The organism is Janibacter sp. Y6 (assembly GCF_040900765.1).
Taxonomy (GTDB): domain Bacteria; phylum Actinomycetota; class Actinomycetes; order Actinomycetales; family Dermatophilaceae; genus Marihabitans; species Marihabitans melonis.
Genome location: NZ_JAKLYZ010000001.1, coordinates 1 through 16,023, shown reverse-complemented (window position 1 = coordinate 16,023; position 16,023 = coordinate 1). Strand labels below are relative to the sequence as shown.

Here is a 16,023-nt window from a genome sequence, read left to right as displayed (position 1 = left end):
CAGCCTAGGACGGGTGATCCCCTCCGCGTGGCGGGTTTGGACAAAGTCGAGACGACCCGTGACGACGGGCCCGTCAGGCCTGCTCCGCGAGGGCCCCGACGTACACCCATCGCCCGCCGCGGCGGGCGAAGTCCGAGCGCTCGACGAGCTCGCCGTCCTGGCGGTGCTCTCCCTCGCCGGTCGTCCACCGGGCGACGAAGGCGACGACCCCGTGGTCGTCCTGCGGGCCGCCGGCCCGGGTCTGCGTCACCTCGAGGCCGACCCAGCGCAGACCCGGTCCGGGCTCGACGACCTCGGGCCGGGTGCGCGGGTGCCAGGTCCGCCACAGGTGGTCGGCAGCCCGCTGGTCACCCTGCTGCAGCAGTGCGTAGGCGGTGTAGCGCGACCGCATGAGGGCCTCGGCGGTGGCCGCGGGCGTGCCGTCGAGGACGGGCCCGCAGTGCTCGGCGAAGGGGGTGCCCGCCCCGCACGGGCAGGCCTGGACCTGGTCCGCGGCCGGGGTCATCGGCGGCCCGGGTGCTCCGGCCACGGGCTGTCGGCCGGGCGCAGCCCGCTCCAGCCCTGGGCCCGCTGGGCATGGGCCGCGAGGACGGCGATCATGAGCGTCGAGTTGTGCACCGTGCCGGCGAGGACCGCGGCGTGGACCTCGTCGAGGTCGACGCGGCGCACGACGAGGTGGGCCTCCTCGTGCTCGCGCTCGAAGCGCTCGGCCTCGGGCACGGGTCGCAGACCGCGCGCGAGGTAGATGCGGATCGCCTCGCTCATGCCGCCCGGCGAGGTCCACAGGTCGGTGAGCACCGCCCACTGGTCGGCGACGAGGTCGACCTCCTCGGCGAGCTCTCGGCGGGCTCCGACGACGGGGTCCTCGTCGGCGACGTCGAGGAGCCCGGCCGGGATCTCCCAGTCCAGCGCGGCGACGGGGTGGCGGTACTGACGGATGAGGACGACCTGGTCGTCGTCGTCCACGGCGAGCACGGCGACCGCCCCCGGGTGGTCGACGACCTCCCGGGTCAGCTCCTGGCCCTCGTAGACGAAGGTGTCGGCCCGCACGTCCCACACGGCGCCGTCGTGCAGCACCTCGCTGCGCCGGACGTCGGGCGTGACGAGCTCGTCGTGCAGGCCGGGGCCCGCGCCGTCCGTGCTCACGCGGGGGTGACCTCGACGTCGTCCTCGCGGGTGGCGTCCTCGTCGCGACGGGGGCGCTCGACCTCGACGAGGCGCGCGTCGCGCTGCGCCTGGACGGCGGCGCCGACGAGCCCGGCGAAGAGCGGGTGCGCGGCGTCGGGACGGGACTTGAACTCGGGGTGCGCCTGGGTCGCGACGTAGTACGGGTGCACCGAGGTCGGCAGCTCGACGAACTCGACGAGACCGAGCTCGGGGTGCGTGCCGCTGACGACGAGACCGGCCTGCGTCAGCTGGTCGACGTACTCGTTGTTGACCTCGTAGCGGTGACGGTGGCGCTCGGTGACCGACGTGGCGCCGTAGGCGGTCGCCGCGACCGAGCCCTCGAGCAGCTGCGCCGGGTAGGAGCCCAGGCGCATCGTGCCGCCGAGGTCGCCCGCGCCCTCGACGAAGCTCTTCTGCTCCTCCATCGTCGACACGACGGGAGCCGGGGTGCCGGGGTCGAACTCCGTCGAGCTCGCGCCCTCGATGCCGGCGACGTCGCGGGCGTACTCGATGACCATGCACTGCAGGCCCAGGCAGATGCCGAGCGTGGGCACCTGCTGCTCGCGGGCCCAGCGCAGTGCGCCGAGCTTGCCCTCGATGCCGCGCACGCCGAAGCCGCCGGGCACGAGGACGGCGTCGACCCCGCCGAGCGCCTGCTGGGCACCCGCCGGCGTCTGGCAGGTGTCGGAGGCGACCCAGCGGATCGAGACCCGCGCGTCGTGGTGGAAGCCGCCGGCGCGCAGCGCCTCGGTCACCGACAGGTAGGCGTCGGGCAGGTCGACGTACTTGCCGACGAGGGCGACCTCGACCTCGTGCTCGGGCTCGTGGACGCGGCGCAGGAGCAGGTCCCACGACGCCCAGTCGACGTCCTTGAAGGGCAGGTTGAGCCGGCGGATGACGTAGGTGTCGAGCTGCTCGGCGTGCAGGACCTTCGGGATGTCGTAGATGCTCGGCGCGTCGATGCACGCGGCGACGGCGTCGGTGTCGACGTCGCACATGAGCGAGATCTTGCGCTTGATGTCGGCGGGGATCTCGCGGTCGGCGCGCAGCACGAGGGCGTCCGGCTGGACGCCGACCTGGCGCAGCGCGGCGACGGAGTGCTGGGTGGGCTTGGTCTTCAGCTCGCCGCTCGGCGCGAGGTAGGGCACGAGCGAGACGTGGAGGAAGAAGGAGTTGTCGCGCCCGATCTCGTGGCGCACCTGGCGCGCGGCCTCGAGGAAGGGCAACGACTCGATGTCGCCGACCGTGCCGCCGATCTCGGTGATGATGATGTCGGGCGCGTCGACGTCGGAGATCCCCGGGCTGCCGGCCGCCGCGGCCCGCATCCGGTCCTTGATCTCGTTGGTGATGTGCGGGATGACCTGCACGGTGTCGCCGAGGTACTCGCCGCGACGCTCACGGGCGATGACGCGGTTGTAGACCTGCCCCGTCGTGACGTTCGCGCTGCCGAGCAGGTCGACGCCGAGGAAGCGCTCGTAGTGGCCGATGTCGAGATCGCACTCCGCACCGTCCTCGGTGACGAAGACCTCGCCGTGCTGGAAGGGGTTCATCGTCCCCGGGTCCACGTTGAGGTAGGGGTCGAGCTTCTGCATCGTCACGCTCAGACCGCGAGCGCGGAGCAGATGTCCCAGGCTTGACGCCGTCAGACCCTTGCCGAGGGAGGAGGCTACGCCTCCGGTCACGAAGATGTGCTTGGTGAGTGCCGCCACGGGCTTCCACCTTACGGCACGTCCGGGCCGCCCTCGTACCAGGTGTGCCAGCGGGCCGCCCGCTCGTGCGTGCTCGGCCACGTGCGCGCCCGCTCGCGCCCCCGCTCCCCGGCCTCATGCCCGGCCTGCGTGTCTCGCAGCAGGTCTCGGACGCGGGCGGCGAGCGCGTCGACGTCGCCGACGGGGGCGAGCGCACCGACCCCCTCGACGAGACCGGGCAGCCCCCCGGTGCGAGTGGCGACGACGGGCAGACCGGCCGCCATCGCCTCCTGCACGACGAGCGCCCGAGCCTCCCACTCGCTCGTGAGGAGGAAGAGGTCGGCCGCGAGCAGCCAGCCGACGACGGAGTCGCTCGGCCCGAGGAGGTGGACGTCGGGTCCGGCCGTGGACACGAGGCGACGGCGCAGGTCGTCGTCGCCCCCGCCGACGACGACGAAGGGGGACCCTCCCCCCTCCCCGGACCCGTGCGCGACGAGGTCGGCGACAGCGAGGACGTCCTCGAGCCGCTTCTGCGGCGCGACGCGCGCGACGGTGAGCACGACGGGCTGGTCGGTCGGCAGGCCGTGGGCGCGCAGGAGCGCGTCGCGACGGGTCGCCCGCCACTGCCCTCGGTCGGTGGCGAGGAGGTCCGGCACAAGGGGCGATGGCACCTCGTCGAGCGCGGCCCGCCGGGCGCCGAGCTGCTCGGCGAGGTCGACGAGGTCGGTGGACGCCCCGGTGACGAGGTCGGCGCGCGAGAGCGCGGTCCGTACCGCCAGGGTGCCGAGCCGGTGCCGGGCGGAGCGCGGGTCGCCCCGCAGCTCGTTGTGCAGGCTCGTGGCCAGCCGCGGCCGAGCACGGCCGACTCCCGTGAGCAGTCCGGCCGCGACGACCCCCGCCTGGTGGCCGTGGGCATGGACGGCGTCGGCACCTGCGAGCAGCCGGCGCACGGCCGTCGTGCTCTCGACGGTGGGGCCCGCGCCCGTCCGGCCGGGCCACCACGGCACGGCACCGGGCAGCTCGAAGGCCGCGTGGGTGCTCTCGGGAGCCACGACCCGTACGTCGTCGCCCAGGGCGAGGAGCTGGGCGGCGAGCGAGCGCACGTGCGCCCCGATGCCCCCGGCGCTGCGGCCGAGCACGAGGACGACCCGGCTCACCGGCGCCTCCTCACGGCCTCGCGCAGCGTGGGGTCGACCGCGAGGGCCAGCGCCGCGCACAGTGCGGCGCAGACGACGCCCAGGCCCGCCGCGGCCCCGACCTGGGCGGCGCCGGTCAGATCGGCCCGGACGAGCCCCAGCGCGCACGCGCCGCCGAGCGCCACGCCCACGGCGACGGCACCGGTCAGGCGCAGCAGGCCGCTCGTGCTCTCCTCGCCCCACGCCCGCCGTACCCCGTGGAGGAGCAGCGCTGCCGACAGGGTCATGCCGACGGCAGACGACGCGCCGATGACGGTGAGGGTCTCGGCCGGTCCGTCGGCACGGCTGAGCCACAGCGCGGGCACGACGGCGAGCACGGCCCACCCGGCGGCGACCGACCAGCCGGCGCGCCGGGCGCTGCCGCGCACGAGGAGGGCCCGCAGGGCAAGCGCGACGAGGCTGAAGCCGACGAGGCCGACCGCGGTCGTCGCGAGGGCCTGGGGCATCGCCTCGAGCGGCGCGCGACCTGGCTCGCCCCGGCCGGCGCTGCGGTCGAGCATGCCGAAGACCGTGCCGACCCCGGGGGCGCCGGCGACGAGCGCGGCCGCGGCGGCCCCGGACAGCGCGAGGACGACGCGCAGCGCGCTGTTGAGCGTGCGCGCCGCCCCCTCGCCGTCCGGGTCGCCGGCGAGACGGGCGAAGGCCGTGGTGGCGACCGGGACGGCGAGGACGGCGTAGGGCAGGAGGTAGACGGTCTGCGCGTACTGGTGCACGACGAAGGTGCCGTCACCGCCCGAGCGGTTCGCGACGCGCAGGACGGCGAGGAGGGCGAGCTGCTGGGCGACGAGCCCGACGAGCCCGGCACCGGCGAGCTGGCGGGCCCGCGTGCGGTCCTGCGGGGTGAGCGCCCAGCGCGGCCGCAGCCTGATCCCGGCGCGGGCGGCGACGACGAGCAGCGGCAGCGACAGGGCGACCACGCCGAGGGTCGTCCCGATGCCGAGGACCAGCCATCCGGCGGTGGGCAGGACCGCGGTGTCCGCCGGGGTGCTCTCGACACCCCAGGCGTAGGCGAGATAGGTCCCGATGACGACGAGGCTGGACAGCAGCGGCGCGAGCGCGGCGGCGAGGAGGCGCTCGTGCGCCTGGAGCACACCGGCGACGACGACGCCGATGCCGTAGAGCACGACCTGGGGGCTGAAGAGGACGAGCAGCCGGGTGCCGAGCTCGGCGGCCCCGGGCGCCTCGACCCCGTCGAGCAGGACCCTGCTCAGCCACGGCGCGCCGAGCGCGAGGACGAGCGTGACGGGCAGGAGCAGCACGACGGCGAGCGTCAGCAGGCTCGAGCCGACCTCGTCGGCCCGACCGGTGCGTCGGGCGGAGGCGACGAGCGGCACGACGACCGCGGCGAGGACGCCCCCGGCGACGACCTCGTAGACGAGGTTCGGCACGGCGTTGACGCTCTGGTAGACGGTGCCGACGCCGGAGGCCCCGACGGCCAGGGCGAAGGCCACCCAGCGCAGCAGGCCGGCCACGCGAGCGGCGACGGTGACGAGGGCGACCCGCGAGGCGGTGCGCCGCAGCCCCGGGGCCGTCCTCACCTCGGTCACGGCGTGACCGGTGTGACCGGTGCAGGGGTGGGGCGCCCCCACGCGTCGAGCGCCCGCAGCGCGGGCGTGCGGTCGATGACCCGGCTGAAGCTCACCCGCTCCGAGGCCAGGGTGAGCGCCGTCACCGCGGCGAGCACACCGGCGCGTCCGGCGAGCGGCAGCGAGCGCACGAGACCCTGGCCGACGAGGGCGCCGGCGGCGTTCGCGCCGCAGTCACCGAGCATCGAGCGACCCGCGAGGTCGCCCGGCAGCGCTGCGGCCGTCGCGGCGAGACCGGCGACGAGGGCGGGCCGGGCACGGCCCGGAGCGGCGACGAGCAGCGGCGCCCCGATCAGCGCCGCGACCTTGAGCGCCCGGCCGGGGCGCAGGTCGAAGAGGTTGAGGAGGTTCGCGGTGCCCGCGACGACGCCGGCGTCGACGACGAGAGCCGGCAGCCGCGAGGTGAGCGGGGCGTCGTGGTCGTGCTCGACGACCGCGACGACGAGGGCGGTCGCGCCGAGGACGGCGACCTTGACCGCACCGCTCGTGACCCGGCCGCGCCGCAGCGCGCCGAGGTGACCTCGGATCCCCTTCGTCGAGCGGTCGCCCACGAGGTCGTCGACCAGGCCCACCGCACCGGGCACGGCGACGGCGGCCGCGGCCACCGGGTCGGCGGCGAGGAGGGCGCCGAGGGCGACCCCGCCGACCCACGCGGGGCCCTGCGCCAGGGTGACCGGGTCACCCGCGAAGTTCGTGCGGCCGAGCGCGCGTCGCACTCGGGCCGGACCGCGCTCGACCGCGCGCAGCACCCCGTGCACCCCCAGCACCGCCGCCCCGGCGGGCAGGGCCAGGGAGCGCAGGTCGGTCACGGGGCCTCCGGGATGGCGGCGCTGGCGTCGTCGGCGAGGCCGTAGTGGCCCGCGTCGCCGCGGGTCTGCTCGTCGAGGCCGAGGACGACGTCGGCGCGACCCACGGCGCTCTCCGGGGTGTCGACGGTGCTCAGCCCCTCGCTGAGACCGCTGTCGGCGCGTGCGACGGTGACCGGCGAGGCGTCGCCGGAGCCGTAGGTCACCGGGCCGGACGTGAGGACCGCCCCCGCGGAGCGGGCGTCGAGCGCTGCGGCGAGCTCGACCCACCGGGTCGCCGAGGCGGTGGCTGCTGGATCGGCGTCGGCCGGGGAGTCCTGGGGGTCGCCCGCCACCGGACCGGCGACGACGAGGACGACGTCGGCGGCCGAGGTCGGGGCGTCGCCGCTCACGAGACCGGCGTCGGAGAGCCGCTCGAAGGCGTCGGTGCGCTGGCTGTCGGTCGGTGCGGGCATCCCGTCCTCGCCGCGACCGCCGAGCACGGCGCCGAGCGCCTCGTCCAGCCCCGCGCCGTCGGCGTCGCTGCGCCCGAGCGCGGAGAGCGCCTCGGAGGCGGCGCGCTCGCGGGACGCCTGGGCGTCCTCTCCGCCGGCGACCCAGGAGGCGGCAACGGAGACGGTCGGCTCGACGCTGGCCCCGGAGAGCTCGAGGGTCTCGCGCAGCTCGGCGACCTCGGTGTCGTCGGACTCGGGCAGGCGCACGACGGCGACGGACGTGCCGTCGAGCACGCCGGAGACGAGCTGGGGCAGGACCTCCTCGCCGAAGGACTCCTGGGCCTCCCCCGTGCGCTGCTCCTGGGTCAGCTGACGACGCAGGTCGTCCTTGTCCTGGCGCAGCCGCGTGACCTCGTTGGTCAAGGTGTTGCCGATGTCGTCGTTGAGCGGCCCGGCACCGAGCACGACGCCCATGGACAGCGCGATGAGCACGGCCGCGAGCGAGACCATGTGGTAGCGGAAGTCGATCATGTGACGATCCCCGAGAGTGCGGCCCAGAGGTCGTCCCACCAGGCACCGATGATCTGGAGCAGAGCACGCCCGGTGGGCGTGGCGGACATCGCGACGAGCACCGCGAGCAGCCCGACGAGGGCGAGCCCGACGATCGACCAGGCGGAGATCCGGCTCCGGTAGAGCCGGCTCACCCCCTTCGCGTCGATGAGCTTGCCGCCCACCCGCAGCCGGGTGAGGAAGGTGCTCGACATCCCCGCCCGCCCCTTGTCGAGGAACTCGACGAGGGTGGCGTGGGTGCCGACGGCCACGATGAGGCTGGCCCCGCAGTCGTCGGCGAGGAGCATCGCGATGTCCTCGCTCGTGCCGGTCGCGGGGAAGACGACGAAGTCCTCGACGCCGAGCTGCTCGACCCGCTCGACGCCGGGCGCGCGGCCGTCGCGGTAGGCGTGGACGACGACCTCGGCGCCGCACGTGAGCGTCGCGTCGGAGACCGAGTCCATGTCGCCGACGATCATGTCGGGGCGCAGCCCGAGCTCGAGGAGCGCGTCGGCGCCGCCGTCGACGCCGATGAGCACCGGCTTGTACTCGCGGATGTAGTGGCGCAGCGCCTGCAGGTCTTCCTTGTAGTGGTAGCCGCGGACGACGACGAGAGCGTGCCGGTCGGTGAAGTCCGTGCGCACGTCGGGGATGCCGACGCCGTCGAAGAGGAGGTCGCGCTCCTTGAGCATGTACTCCATCGTGTTCTCGGCGAAAGCCTCGAGCTGGGTGGTGAGGCCGGCGCGCGCGGCGACCATCGCGTCGGCCACCCCGCTGCTCGTGAGGAGCGTGCCGGGGATCTCGACGTCGCCGCAGCGCAGCACCCCGTCGACGACCTGCCCCTCGTCGCCCTCGCTCACCTGGTCGAGCACGTCGCTGCCGACGTCGTCGAGCAGCGGGATCCCGGCGTCGACGATGACCTGGGGACCGAGGTTCGGGTAGCGCCCGGTGATCGACGGCGAGGCGTTGACGACGGCTGCCGGTCGGCACGCGACGAGGGCCTCGCCGCTCACGCGGTCGATGTCCTCGTGGTCGATGACGGCGATGTCGCCGGGGCGCAGCCGCTTCGTGAGGTTCTTCGTGCGGCGGTCGACCCGCACCGTGCCGTGCAGACCGGAGGGGTCCACGTCACGGGAGCGAGATCGGTTCGGGCGCAGCGTCATCCCGGGCATCGTCCCACGAAGGGGGACCGTGCCCGTCCAGGCTCGCGCGCGCGGGGCGAGGGTGTGCGGCCTCACCCTGCGGGACGGCGGCAGGCGTCGAGCAGCTCCTCGGCGTGGCGCAGACCGGCGGAGGTGCCGGCCCCGCCCATCATCCGCGCGAGCTCGGCGAGGCGGTCCTCGCCGCTCACCTCGCTGACGTCGCTCGACGTCACCTCGCCGTCGGTCGACTTGCGCACGACGAGATGGCGGTCGGCGTGGGCGGCGACCTGGGCGAGGTGGGTGACGACGAGCACCTGGGCGTTGCGGGCCAGGGCCTGCAGGCGGGCGCCGACGTCGATCCCGGCCTTGCCGCCGACGCCGGCGTCGACCTCGTCGAAGACGAAGGTGGGCACGCTGGCGCCCGCGTCGGCGACGGCGACCTCGAGGGCGAGCATGATCCGCGAGAGCTCCCCGCCCGACGCGGCCTGGGTGACTGGACGGGCCGGGCTGCCGGGGTTGGCGGAGAGGCGGATCTCGACGACGTCGACGCCGTGGGCGCCGACGACAACCCGATCCCCCGGCTCGAGATCGGCGGCCGGGACGCTGTCCGGCCCGTCGCCCGTCGTCGGCGTCACCGAGACCTCGACAACCGCCTGGGGCATGCCGAGGCGGCGCAGCTCCTCCTGCACGCGGGCGCCGAGCCGCTCGGCCGCGGCCGTGCGAGCCGCGGTGAGGTGGGCAGCGCGGCGGGCGACCTCGGCGGCCGCGGACTCGACCTGCTCGGCCATGCCACCGAGACGGTCGTCGGCCTGCTGCAGCTCGAGGACGCGGGCGCGGGAGCGGTCACGACGGGCGAGCACCGCGTCGACGTCTCCCCCGTAGCGCCGGGTGAGCTCGGTGAGGGCGGCCCGGCGGGTGTGCACGGCGTCGAGCCGGGCGGGGTCGACCTCGATGGAGGCCGAGTAGGAGCTGAGATCAGCGGCGACGTCGGCGACGAGCGCGCGCAGCTCGACGAGACGGTCGCGCAAGGGGGCCAGCCCGGGGTCGGCGTCGACGAGCGGGCCGAGCGACTGCTCCGCGGTGGCGAGCAGGGCGAGGGTGTCGGGTCGCTCCGGCAGCTCGCCGTCGGCGAGGGCGGCGTGGGCCCGGGCAGAGCCCAGACGCAGGTCGTCGGCGTGGGCCAGGCGCTCGCTCTCGGCGCGCAGCTCGAGGTCCTCGCCCGGGCGGGGGTCGACGCCGTCGACCTGCTCGAGCTGGTAGGTGAGGGCGTCGAGCTCCTGCGCCCGGGCCTGCTCGCTCGTCGTCAGCTCGTCGAGCTCACGGCGCGCGTCGACCCAGGCCCGCCGCGCCTTCGCGAAGGCGGCCGCTGCCTCCCGCACCGGGTCGCCGCCGTAGGCGTCGAGCACCTCGCGGTGCTGGGCGCTCTGGCGCAGCCGCCACTGGTCGGCCTGGCCGTGCAGGGCGACGAGGCCCTGGGTGATCTCGCCGAGCGTGCCGACGGGCACGGTCCGCCCGCCGGCGTAGGCCCGGCTGCGTCCGGTCGAGCGCAGGACACGGCTCACGGTGAGCTCGCCGTCCTCGACCGAGGCGCCGGCGTCGTCCGCGGCGCGCGCCAGCTCGGGGTCGGCGACCTCGAGGACCGCGTCGATCGCGGCCTCCTGCGCCCCGGTGCGCACGAGGGCCGCGTCGGCGCGCGAGCCGAGGAGCAGCTCGATGCTCGAGACGAGCATCGTCTTGCCGGCCCCGGTCTCACCGGTGAGCACGGTGAGCCCCGGGTGGAGCGAGACCGTCGCCTCCTCGATGACCCCGAGGTCACGGATGCGGATCTCCTCGATCACTGCGCGCTCTGCCGTCCTCGCCAGCCGGCGACGCTGAGGTCGAACTTCGCGACGAGCCGGTCGGTGAAGGGCGAGCTCGTGAGGCGGGCGAGTCGCACCGGCACGCTCGAGCGGGTCACCTCGACCCGGGCGCCCGGGGGCAGGTCGACGGCCCGCCGGCCGTCGCACCACAGCACCCCGTGCCCCTCGGTGCCGGCGACGAGGTCGACGGCGAGGTGGGCCTGCGGGGCGAGGACGAGCGGCCGGGCGAAGAGGGCGTGGGCGCTGATCGGCACGACGAGGACGGCCTCGACGCCGGGCCACACGACCGGACCGCCGGCGCTGAAGGCGTAGGCGGTCGAGCCCGTGGGGGTCGCCATGACGACGCCGTCGCAGCCCCAGGTCGACAGCGGACGACCGTCGATCTCGACCGTGAGGGTGAGCATCCGCTCGCGCGACGCCTTCTCGACCGTCACCTCGTTGAGCGCCCAGCTGCTGCACAGCAGCTCGCCGTCGAGGGTCCCGGTGACCTCGAGGGCCATCCGCTCCTCGACGGTGTAGGCCCGTCGCACGATGTGCTCGACGGTCGCCTCGAGGTCGTCGCGCTCGGCCTCGGCGAGGAAGCCCACGTGGCCGAGGTTGACCCCGAGCAGGGGCACCTCGCTCCCCCGGGCGATCTCGGCGCCGCGCAGGATCGTGCCGTCGCCGCCGAGGACGACGACGAGCTCGACGCCGGCCGCGCAGCCCCCGGGCTGGTCGGCATCGGCTGGCACGACGTCGTGGTCACGGCCGAGGGGTCCGTCGAGGAGCTCTCCCGTGGGCAGGGCCACCTCGATGCCCGCCTCGCGCAGGCGGTCGATGACCTGGCCGGCGATCTCGAGCGCCTCCGGCCGGCCGGGGTGGGCGACGAGGAGGATGCGGCGCGTGCTCATCGGGCTCCCTTCGTGTCGGTGCGGGTACGGGTGCCGGTGAGGGCGGCGACCTGCTCGAGCTGAGCCTGCCACGGCATGCCGACGTCGGCCCGCGCGCTCAGCCACAGCAGGTACTCGACGTTGCCCACTCCCCCGGCGATCGGGCTCTGCGCGATGCCGAGGACGCCCAGGCCGAGCTCCGCGGCGTCGGTGAGGACGCCGTGCAGGGCGTCGGCCCGTGCTCGCGGGTCGGTGACGACCCCGTGCTTGCCGAGCCGGGCGCGTCCGACCTCGAACTGCGGCTTGACGAGGAGCATCGCCTCGCCCGCGCCGTCCAGGCAGTCACGGACGGCGGGCAGCGCCAGGCGCAGGGAGATGAAGCTGAGATCGGCGACGACCCGGTCGACCCGTCCGTCGATGTCCGCGGGGACGAGGCCGCGCACGGTGGTCCCGCTGAGGTCGACGACCCGGGGGTCCGCGGCGATCTCGGGGTCGAGCTGGTCGTGCCCGACGTCGAGCGCGAGGACCTCGGTGGCACCCTGCTCGAGGAGCACCTGGGTGAAGCCCCCGGTGCACGCCCCGAGGTCGAGGCAGCGGGCCGAGGTCACCTGCCAGCCCTGCGGCCCGAAGGTGGTGAAGGCGCCCTGCAGCTTGTGCGCGGCTCGGCTCACGAGGCGCGCGTCGTCGCCCTCGACGAGGATCTCCTCGTCGGCGCGGACCCGCAGGGAGACCTTCGAGGCGGGCCGACCGGCGACGGTCACGGCGCCGCGGGCGACGAGATCAGCCGCCTGACCGCGGGATCGGGCCAGCCCCCGGGCGACGAGCGCGACGTCGAGCCGCGCGTCGGCGGGGCTCGTCGGCTCAGTCACCGATGTCGCGCAGCCGGTGCTGCAGGGTCGCGAGCACCGACTCGGCGCTCGAGAGCACCGCGTCGAGATCGGCCGGGTCGGCGGCGTCGAGCTCGGCCAGCGCCGCGTCGACGGCGGCGTCTCCCTCGCCGGGCGGGGCGACGTCGGCCGGGCTCGGCACGCCGGGCGGCCGTGGCGTCGGCGGCCCCGGCACCGGGTGCGAGCTCATGCCTGGCTGTCGGCACCCGTCGACGGGGCGGCCGACGAGGTCGTGGTCGTGGAGGTGCTGGGGGTGCTGGGTGCGGAGGAGGCCGTCGCCGCGGCGGACGAAGGGGGCGCGCCCGCCCCGGTCTTCGTAGTGGGGGCCGTCGACGTCGAGGCCTTCGTGGAGGTGGCCTTCGTCGAGGCGGCCTTGGTCGCCGGAGCCTTCTTCGCGGGACGGTTCGCCGTGGACGTCGTCGCCGACGCCTTCGAGGCGGAGCGCTTGGCCGGGGTGGACTTCGCCGGGGTGGACTTCGAGGCGGTGGACTTCGCCGGGGTGGACTTCGCCGGGGTGGTCGCCGACGCCGGAGCCTTCTTCGCAGTGCTCTTCGTGGCAGAGCTCTTCTTCGCGGTGCTCTTCGTCGCGGTGCTCTTCGTCGCGGTGCTCTTCTTCGCGGTGCTCTTCGTCGCGGTGCTCTTCGTCGCTGTGCTCTTCGTCGCGGTGCTCTTCGTCGCTGTGCTCTTCGTCGCGGTGCTCTTCGTCGACGGCGTGGCCGGGCTGGTCGTCGTCTTCGCGGTGCTCTTCTTCGACGACGTGGCCGGGCTGGTCGTCGTCGTCGCAGCGCTCTTCTGGGCCGTGCTCTTCCTGGCCGTGCTCTTCTTCGGCGTCGTCGTCTTCGGCGTCGTCTTCTTCGGCGTGCTCTTCTTCGCGGTGCTCGCCGTCGTCGCCGGGGTGGTCGCTGCAGACCGAGCCCGCCGGGGGGTGTCAGAGCTCGTCGTCGCCGTGGCGGGGCGGCGTGCAGGAGTGCGGACCGGTCGGGCCGGTCGCACCGACCCGTCGCCACCGGCCGAGGACGGCTCGCGGCGGGTCCGCAAGGCGGCCGACGCACCCGCGAGGTCGCCCTGCTCCTCTTCCGGCCAGCGTCGTACGGACTGCTCCCGGGACGAGGCGGCGTTGGCCTGGGCGCCCGAGACGAGCAGGCCGTCGACGAGTCGGACGACGTCGAGGGTGCGGGAGAGCACCCCGTCCGCCACCGTCAGCGAGAGGTGTACGAGCTGTCGAGCGGGATCCACCGGTCATCTCCTTCGTCGGTCGCGGCACCCGGGCGGGCACGTCGTGCGATCACGCTACCCCGCGGTACCGACGAGCTCGGCCATGGAGTCCCGGCACCACTGCTCGCTCGCTCCTGCGTCTCGAGCGGCCCAGATCGCGTCGAGCGCGGCGCGGAGCGCGTCGACCCCGTCGCCCTCGACGTGCAGCTCGCCGCCGTGGACGGCAGCCACGGCCGAGCCCCGGTGATGCCGGCCGTCCTCCACGCGTCCGTAGGGGTAGGGATCGAGCAGGCCGCGCAGGTCCTCGACGACGTGGTCCGGCCGGGTGGACGGCCCGGCTGCAGCGGCATCGGCCCACCCGTGGACACCGGTGAGGACGAGCAGACCAGCCGTACCAGCAGCCACGGCCCCGCCGAGATCTGTCTCGAGCCGGTCGCCGACGGCGAGCACCCGGTCGGGCGAGATCTCGAGGGACCGGGCAGCGATCGTGTACATCGGGCCGGCGGGCTTGCCCATCACCTCGGGCTCGACGTCGACGGCCAGACGGACGGCACCGACGAGCGAGCCGTTGCCCGGGGCGACACCGCGATCGGTGGGCAGCGTCCGGTCGACGTTCGTCGCGACCCAGCGTGCGCCGTCCTGGATCGCGTAGGCAGCCTCGGCGAGGTCCGCGGCCGTGACGTCGGGGCCGTAGCCCTGCACGACCGCGGCGACGTGCCGTCCTGCACGAGCCGACGGCGCCACGGGGACGAGCCCGGCAGCGGTCAGCGCGTCCGCGACCCCAGGACCCCCGACCGCGAGCACCAGGGCTCCCGGATCGAGCTCTGCGGCCAGCACTCCCGCGGCGGCGGTGGAGCTCGTGACGACGGCGTCGTCCAGAGCGCTGAGCCCTAGCTCCCGCAGGTGCGCCGCGACGTCAGCCGGTGTGCGCGAGGCGTTGTTCGTCGCGTAGACGACCGGCTGGCGCAGCGACTCGAGGACGTCCACCGCGTGCGGCACGGCGACCGCGCCCTTGTAGACCACCCCGTCGAGGTCGCAGATGAGTGCGTCGTACCGCTCGACGAGGGGACGCGCGTCGGTCATGCCGGCGGGCTGTCCTCGTCGACCTCGATGCCAGCCTCGACACCGTCCTCGATGACCTGGATGCCGTCGAGCTCGTCGAGGCGCTCCGCGGCGTCGGTCTCGCCGTCGGCGTCGGCGACGGCTGCCTTGCCGAACCACTCACGAGCCTCGTCACGACGGCCGGCGTCGAGCAGGGCGTCCGCGTAGGCGTAGTAGAGACGGGCCGACCACGGGCGGGGCGGTCCGGCGAGCTTGCCCTGGAGGGCGAGCACCGCAGCCTGGGGCGAGCCCATGTCGCGACGGATGCCGGAGCCGATGATGAGCATCTCGACCTGGTCCTCCGGGCCGAGCGCACGAGCCTCCGGGGAGCGGAGCAGCTCCAGGGCTCGCTCGGGCCGTCCGAGACCACGCTCGCAGTCGACCATGAGGGGCAGGAGGTGGGAGGACCCGCTGAGCCGGCGCACCGTGCGGAACTCGGTGAGCGCACGAGCGTAGTCGCCGGAGCGGTACGCGACGAAGCCGAGGGCCTCACGAGCCGCGGGCACCCGGCCGGCACGACGCACGACCGTCTCGGCGTGCGCGAGAGCTCCGACGTAGTCCTCCTCCTCGAGGCGACGGGCCACCATGACGAGGTGCTGGGCCACCCCTTCGGCGTTCTCCTTGCTCAGGGTGCGCAGCTGACCGCGCACGGAGCGGTCGAGCTCCCCACCGGTGACGTCGTCGTCGATCGCCGGCTCGGGCCTGCGCCCCTGCTTGGGCACCAGACGAGGGCCGCTCTCCCGTGCGTCGCGGTCCGCCCCTCCGCGAGAGGGACGACCGTCGCGATCACGCTGGGCGTCACGGCCACCCGGGCGGTCTGCGCCCGTGCGGCTGTCACGACCCCGGCCCTGGTCGTCGCGTCCGCGACGATCCGAGCCCGGTCGGTCGCTTCCGGGACGACCACTGCTGGGTCGACCACTGCCAGGTCGTCCGCCTCCGGGTCGGCCGCTGCTGGGTCGACCGCCGCCGGCTCCGCGCGGCCCGCCGTCCCGATCGCCTCGACCGCGCTCGGGACCGCCTTCACGCCGCTGATCGCTCACCAGCTCACTCCTTCGTCTACCGGGGGCCCTCAGACTAGCCGTGGCCCGGACATGCAAGAAACGCCCGGCAAGACCATCGCTTCTTCGTGAAGAAGAAGGGGTCTCGCGGGGCGTTTCTTGCCCACCCACACATTAGGGGTGGTGAATGGTTGTCCGGCTGCGTCCTACTCTCCCACACCGTCACCAGTGCAGTACCATCGGCGCTGAAGGGCTTAGCTTCCGGGTTCGGAATGGAGCCGGGCGTTTCCCCTTCGCTATGACAGCCGAAACTCTATGGAGATGTATCGGTTGTTTGTTTCCCGACCGTATCTCGGGAACTGGACAGTGGACGCGAAGACTTCTTCTTTTACGCCCACCCACGAGGGGTGGGGGTGTGTATCAAGTTATCGGCTTATTAGTACCAGTCAGCTCCATGCATTGCTGCACTTCCACATCTGGCCTATCAACCCAGTAGTCTACTGGGAGCCTCTCAGAGCTTGCGCTC

The 16,023-nt window shown here is 74.4% G+C and carries 14 protein-coding genes and 2 rRNA genes; all 16 read right to left on the bottom strand.

The window, feature by feature from the left end; genetic code table 11:
- Positions 1–73: 73 nt before the first annotated feature.
- A complete protein-coding gene (locus L6241_RS00080) occupies positions 74–505 on the bottom strand; it encodes a YchJ family protein (RefSeq protein ID WP_368244294.1) in 432 nt (143 codons plus the stop codon).
- Positions 502–1,146: an NUDIX hydrolase gene (locus L6241_RS00075; protein ID WP_251720214.1), complete on the bottom strand. Its 645-nt coding sequence runs from the start codon at positions 1,144–1,146 to the stop codon at positions 502–504. The genes L6241_RS00080 and L6241_RS00075 overlap by 4 nt, the downstream gene beginning before the upstream one ends.
- Entirely contained in the window at positions 1,143–2,876 is a 1,734-nt protein-coding gene (locus L6241_RS00070) for a CTP synthase (protein ID WP_251720212.1), read from the bottom strand. The genes L6241_RS00075 and L6241_RS00070 overlap by 4 nt, the downstream gene beginning before the upstream one ends.
- Before the next feature lie 11 nt (positions 2,877–2,887).
- The gene (locus L6241_RS00065) at positions 2,888–4,012 is read right to left on the bottom strand and encodes a glycosyltransferase family 4 protein (protein WP_368244293.1); all 1,125 of its coding nucleotides are present in this window, start codon (positions 4,010–4,012) and stop codon (positions 2,888–2,890) included.
- Positions 4,009–5,598, bottom strand: coding sequence for a lipid II flippase MurJ (locus L6241_RS00060; protein ID WP_368244292.1), 1,590 nt, complete (start codon positions 5,596–5,598; stop codon positions 4,009–4,011). Before L6241_RS00060 ends, L6241_RS00065 begins: the two co-directional genes overlap by 4 nt.
- Positions 5,595–6,446 carry a hypothetical protein gene (locus L6241_RS00055; protein WP_191563661.1) on the bottom strand — a complete coding sequence of 284 codons (852 nt, stop codon included), beginning with the start codon at positions 6,444–6,446 and terminating at the stop codon, positions 5,595–5,597. The genes L6241_RS00060 and L6241_RS00055 overlap by 4 nt, the downstream gene beginning before the upstream one ends.
- Positions 6,443–7,408 (bottom strand): copper transporter, encoded by a 966-nt coding sequence (locus tag L6241_RS00050; RefSeq protein ID WP_123091599.1) that lies wholly within the window; start codon positions 7,406–7,408, stop codon positions 6,443–6,445. Before L6241_RS00050 ends, L6241_RS00055 begins: the two co-directional genes overlap by 4 nt.
- The gene (gene steA / locus L6241_RS00045; RefSeq protein ID WP_123091598.1) at positions 7,405–8,589 is read right to left on the bottom strand and encodes a putative cytokinetic ring protein SteA; all 1,185 of its coding nucleotides are present in this window, start codon (positions 8,587–8,589) and stop codon (positions 7,405–7,407) included. Before steA ends, L6241_RS00050 begins: the two co-directional genes overlap by 4 nt.
- A 71-nt stretch (positions 8,590–8,660) precedes the next feature.
- Positions 8,661–10,406 carry a DNA repair protein RecN gene (gene recN, locus L6241_RS00040; RefSeq protein ID WP_368244291.1) on the bottom strand — a complete coding sequence of 582 codons (1,746 nt, stop codon included), beginning with the start codon at positions 10,404–10,406 and terminating at the stop codon, positions 8,661–8,663.
- On the bottom strand, positions 10,403–11,317 hold the full coding sequence (locus L6241_RS00035; protein ID WP_368244290.1) for an NAD kinase: 915 nt from the start codon (positions 11,315–11,317) through the stop codon (positions 10,403–10,405). The genes recN and L6241_RS00035 overlap by 4 nt, the downstream gene beginning before the upstream one ends.
- Positions 11,314–12,165, bottom strand: a complete 852-nt coding sequence (locus L6241_RS00030) for a TlyA family RNA methyltransferase (protein WP_368244289.1) — start codon at positions 12,163–12,165, stop codon at positions 11,314–11,316. Before L6241_RS00030 ends, L6241_RS00035 begins: the two co-directional genes overlap by 4 nt.
- On the bottom strand, positions 12,158–12,373 hold the full coding sequence (locus L6241_RS00025) for a hypothetical protein (RefSeq protein ID WP_354588194.1): 216 nt from the start codon (positions 12,371–12,373) through the stop codon (positions 12,158–12,160). Before L6241_RS00025 ends, L6241_RS00030 begins: the two co-directional genes overlap by 8 nt.
- Positions 12,374–13,473: 1,100 nt before the next feature.
- A complete protein-coding gene (locus tag L6241_RS00020) occupies positions 13,474–14,481 on the bottom strand; it encodes an HAD-IIA family hydrolase (RefSeq protein WP_368244288.1) in 1,008 nt (335 codons plus the stop codon).
- Positions 14,478–15,221 carry a hypothetical protein gene (locus L6241_RS00015; RefSeq protein WP_368244287.1) on the bottom strand — a complete coding sequence of 248 codons (744 nt, stop codon included), beginning with the start codon at positions 15,219–15,221 and terminating at the stop codon, positions 14,478–14,480. Before L6241_RS00015 ends, L6241_RS00020 begins: the two co-directional genes overlap by 4 nt.
- 469 nt (positions 15,222–15,690) lie before the next feature.
- Positions 15,691–15,807: ribosomal RNA gene (gene rrf, locus L6241_RS00010) — 5S ribosomal RNA — on the bottom strand.
- 106 nt (positions 15,808–15,913) lie between these two features.
- Positions 15,914–16,023: ribosomal RNA gene (locus tag L6241_RS00005) — 23S ribosomal RNA — on the bottom strand; the annotation flags it as partial.

Excerpts from the sequence above, each read along its gene's own strand:
- L6241_RS00080 (WP_368244294.1), bottom strand. The coding sequence starts at position 505 with ATGACCCCGGCCGCGGACCAGGTCCAGGCCTGCCCGTGCGGGGCGGGC.
- L6241_RS00050 (WP_123091599.1), bottom strand. The coding sequence starts at position 7,408 with ATGATCGACTTCCGCTACCACATGGTCTCGCTCGCGGCCGTGCTCATC.
- steA (WP_123091598.1), bottom strand. The coding sequence starts at position 8,589 with ATGACGCTGCGCCCGAACCGATCTCGCTCCCGTGACGTGGACCCCTCC.
- L6241_RS00035 (WP_368244290.1), bottom strand. The coding sequence starts at position 11,317 with ATGAGCACGCGCCGCATCCTCCTCGTCGCCCACCCCGGCCGGCCGGAG.
- L6241_RS00025 (WP_354588194.1), bottom strand. The coding sequence starts at position 12,373 with ATGAGCTCGCACCCGGTGCCGGGGCCGCCGACGCCACGGCCGCCCGGC.
- L6241_RS00020 (WP_368244288.1), bottom strand. The coding sequence starts at position 14,481 with ATGACCGACGCGCGTCCCCTCGTCGAGCGGTACGACGCACTCATCTGC.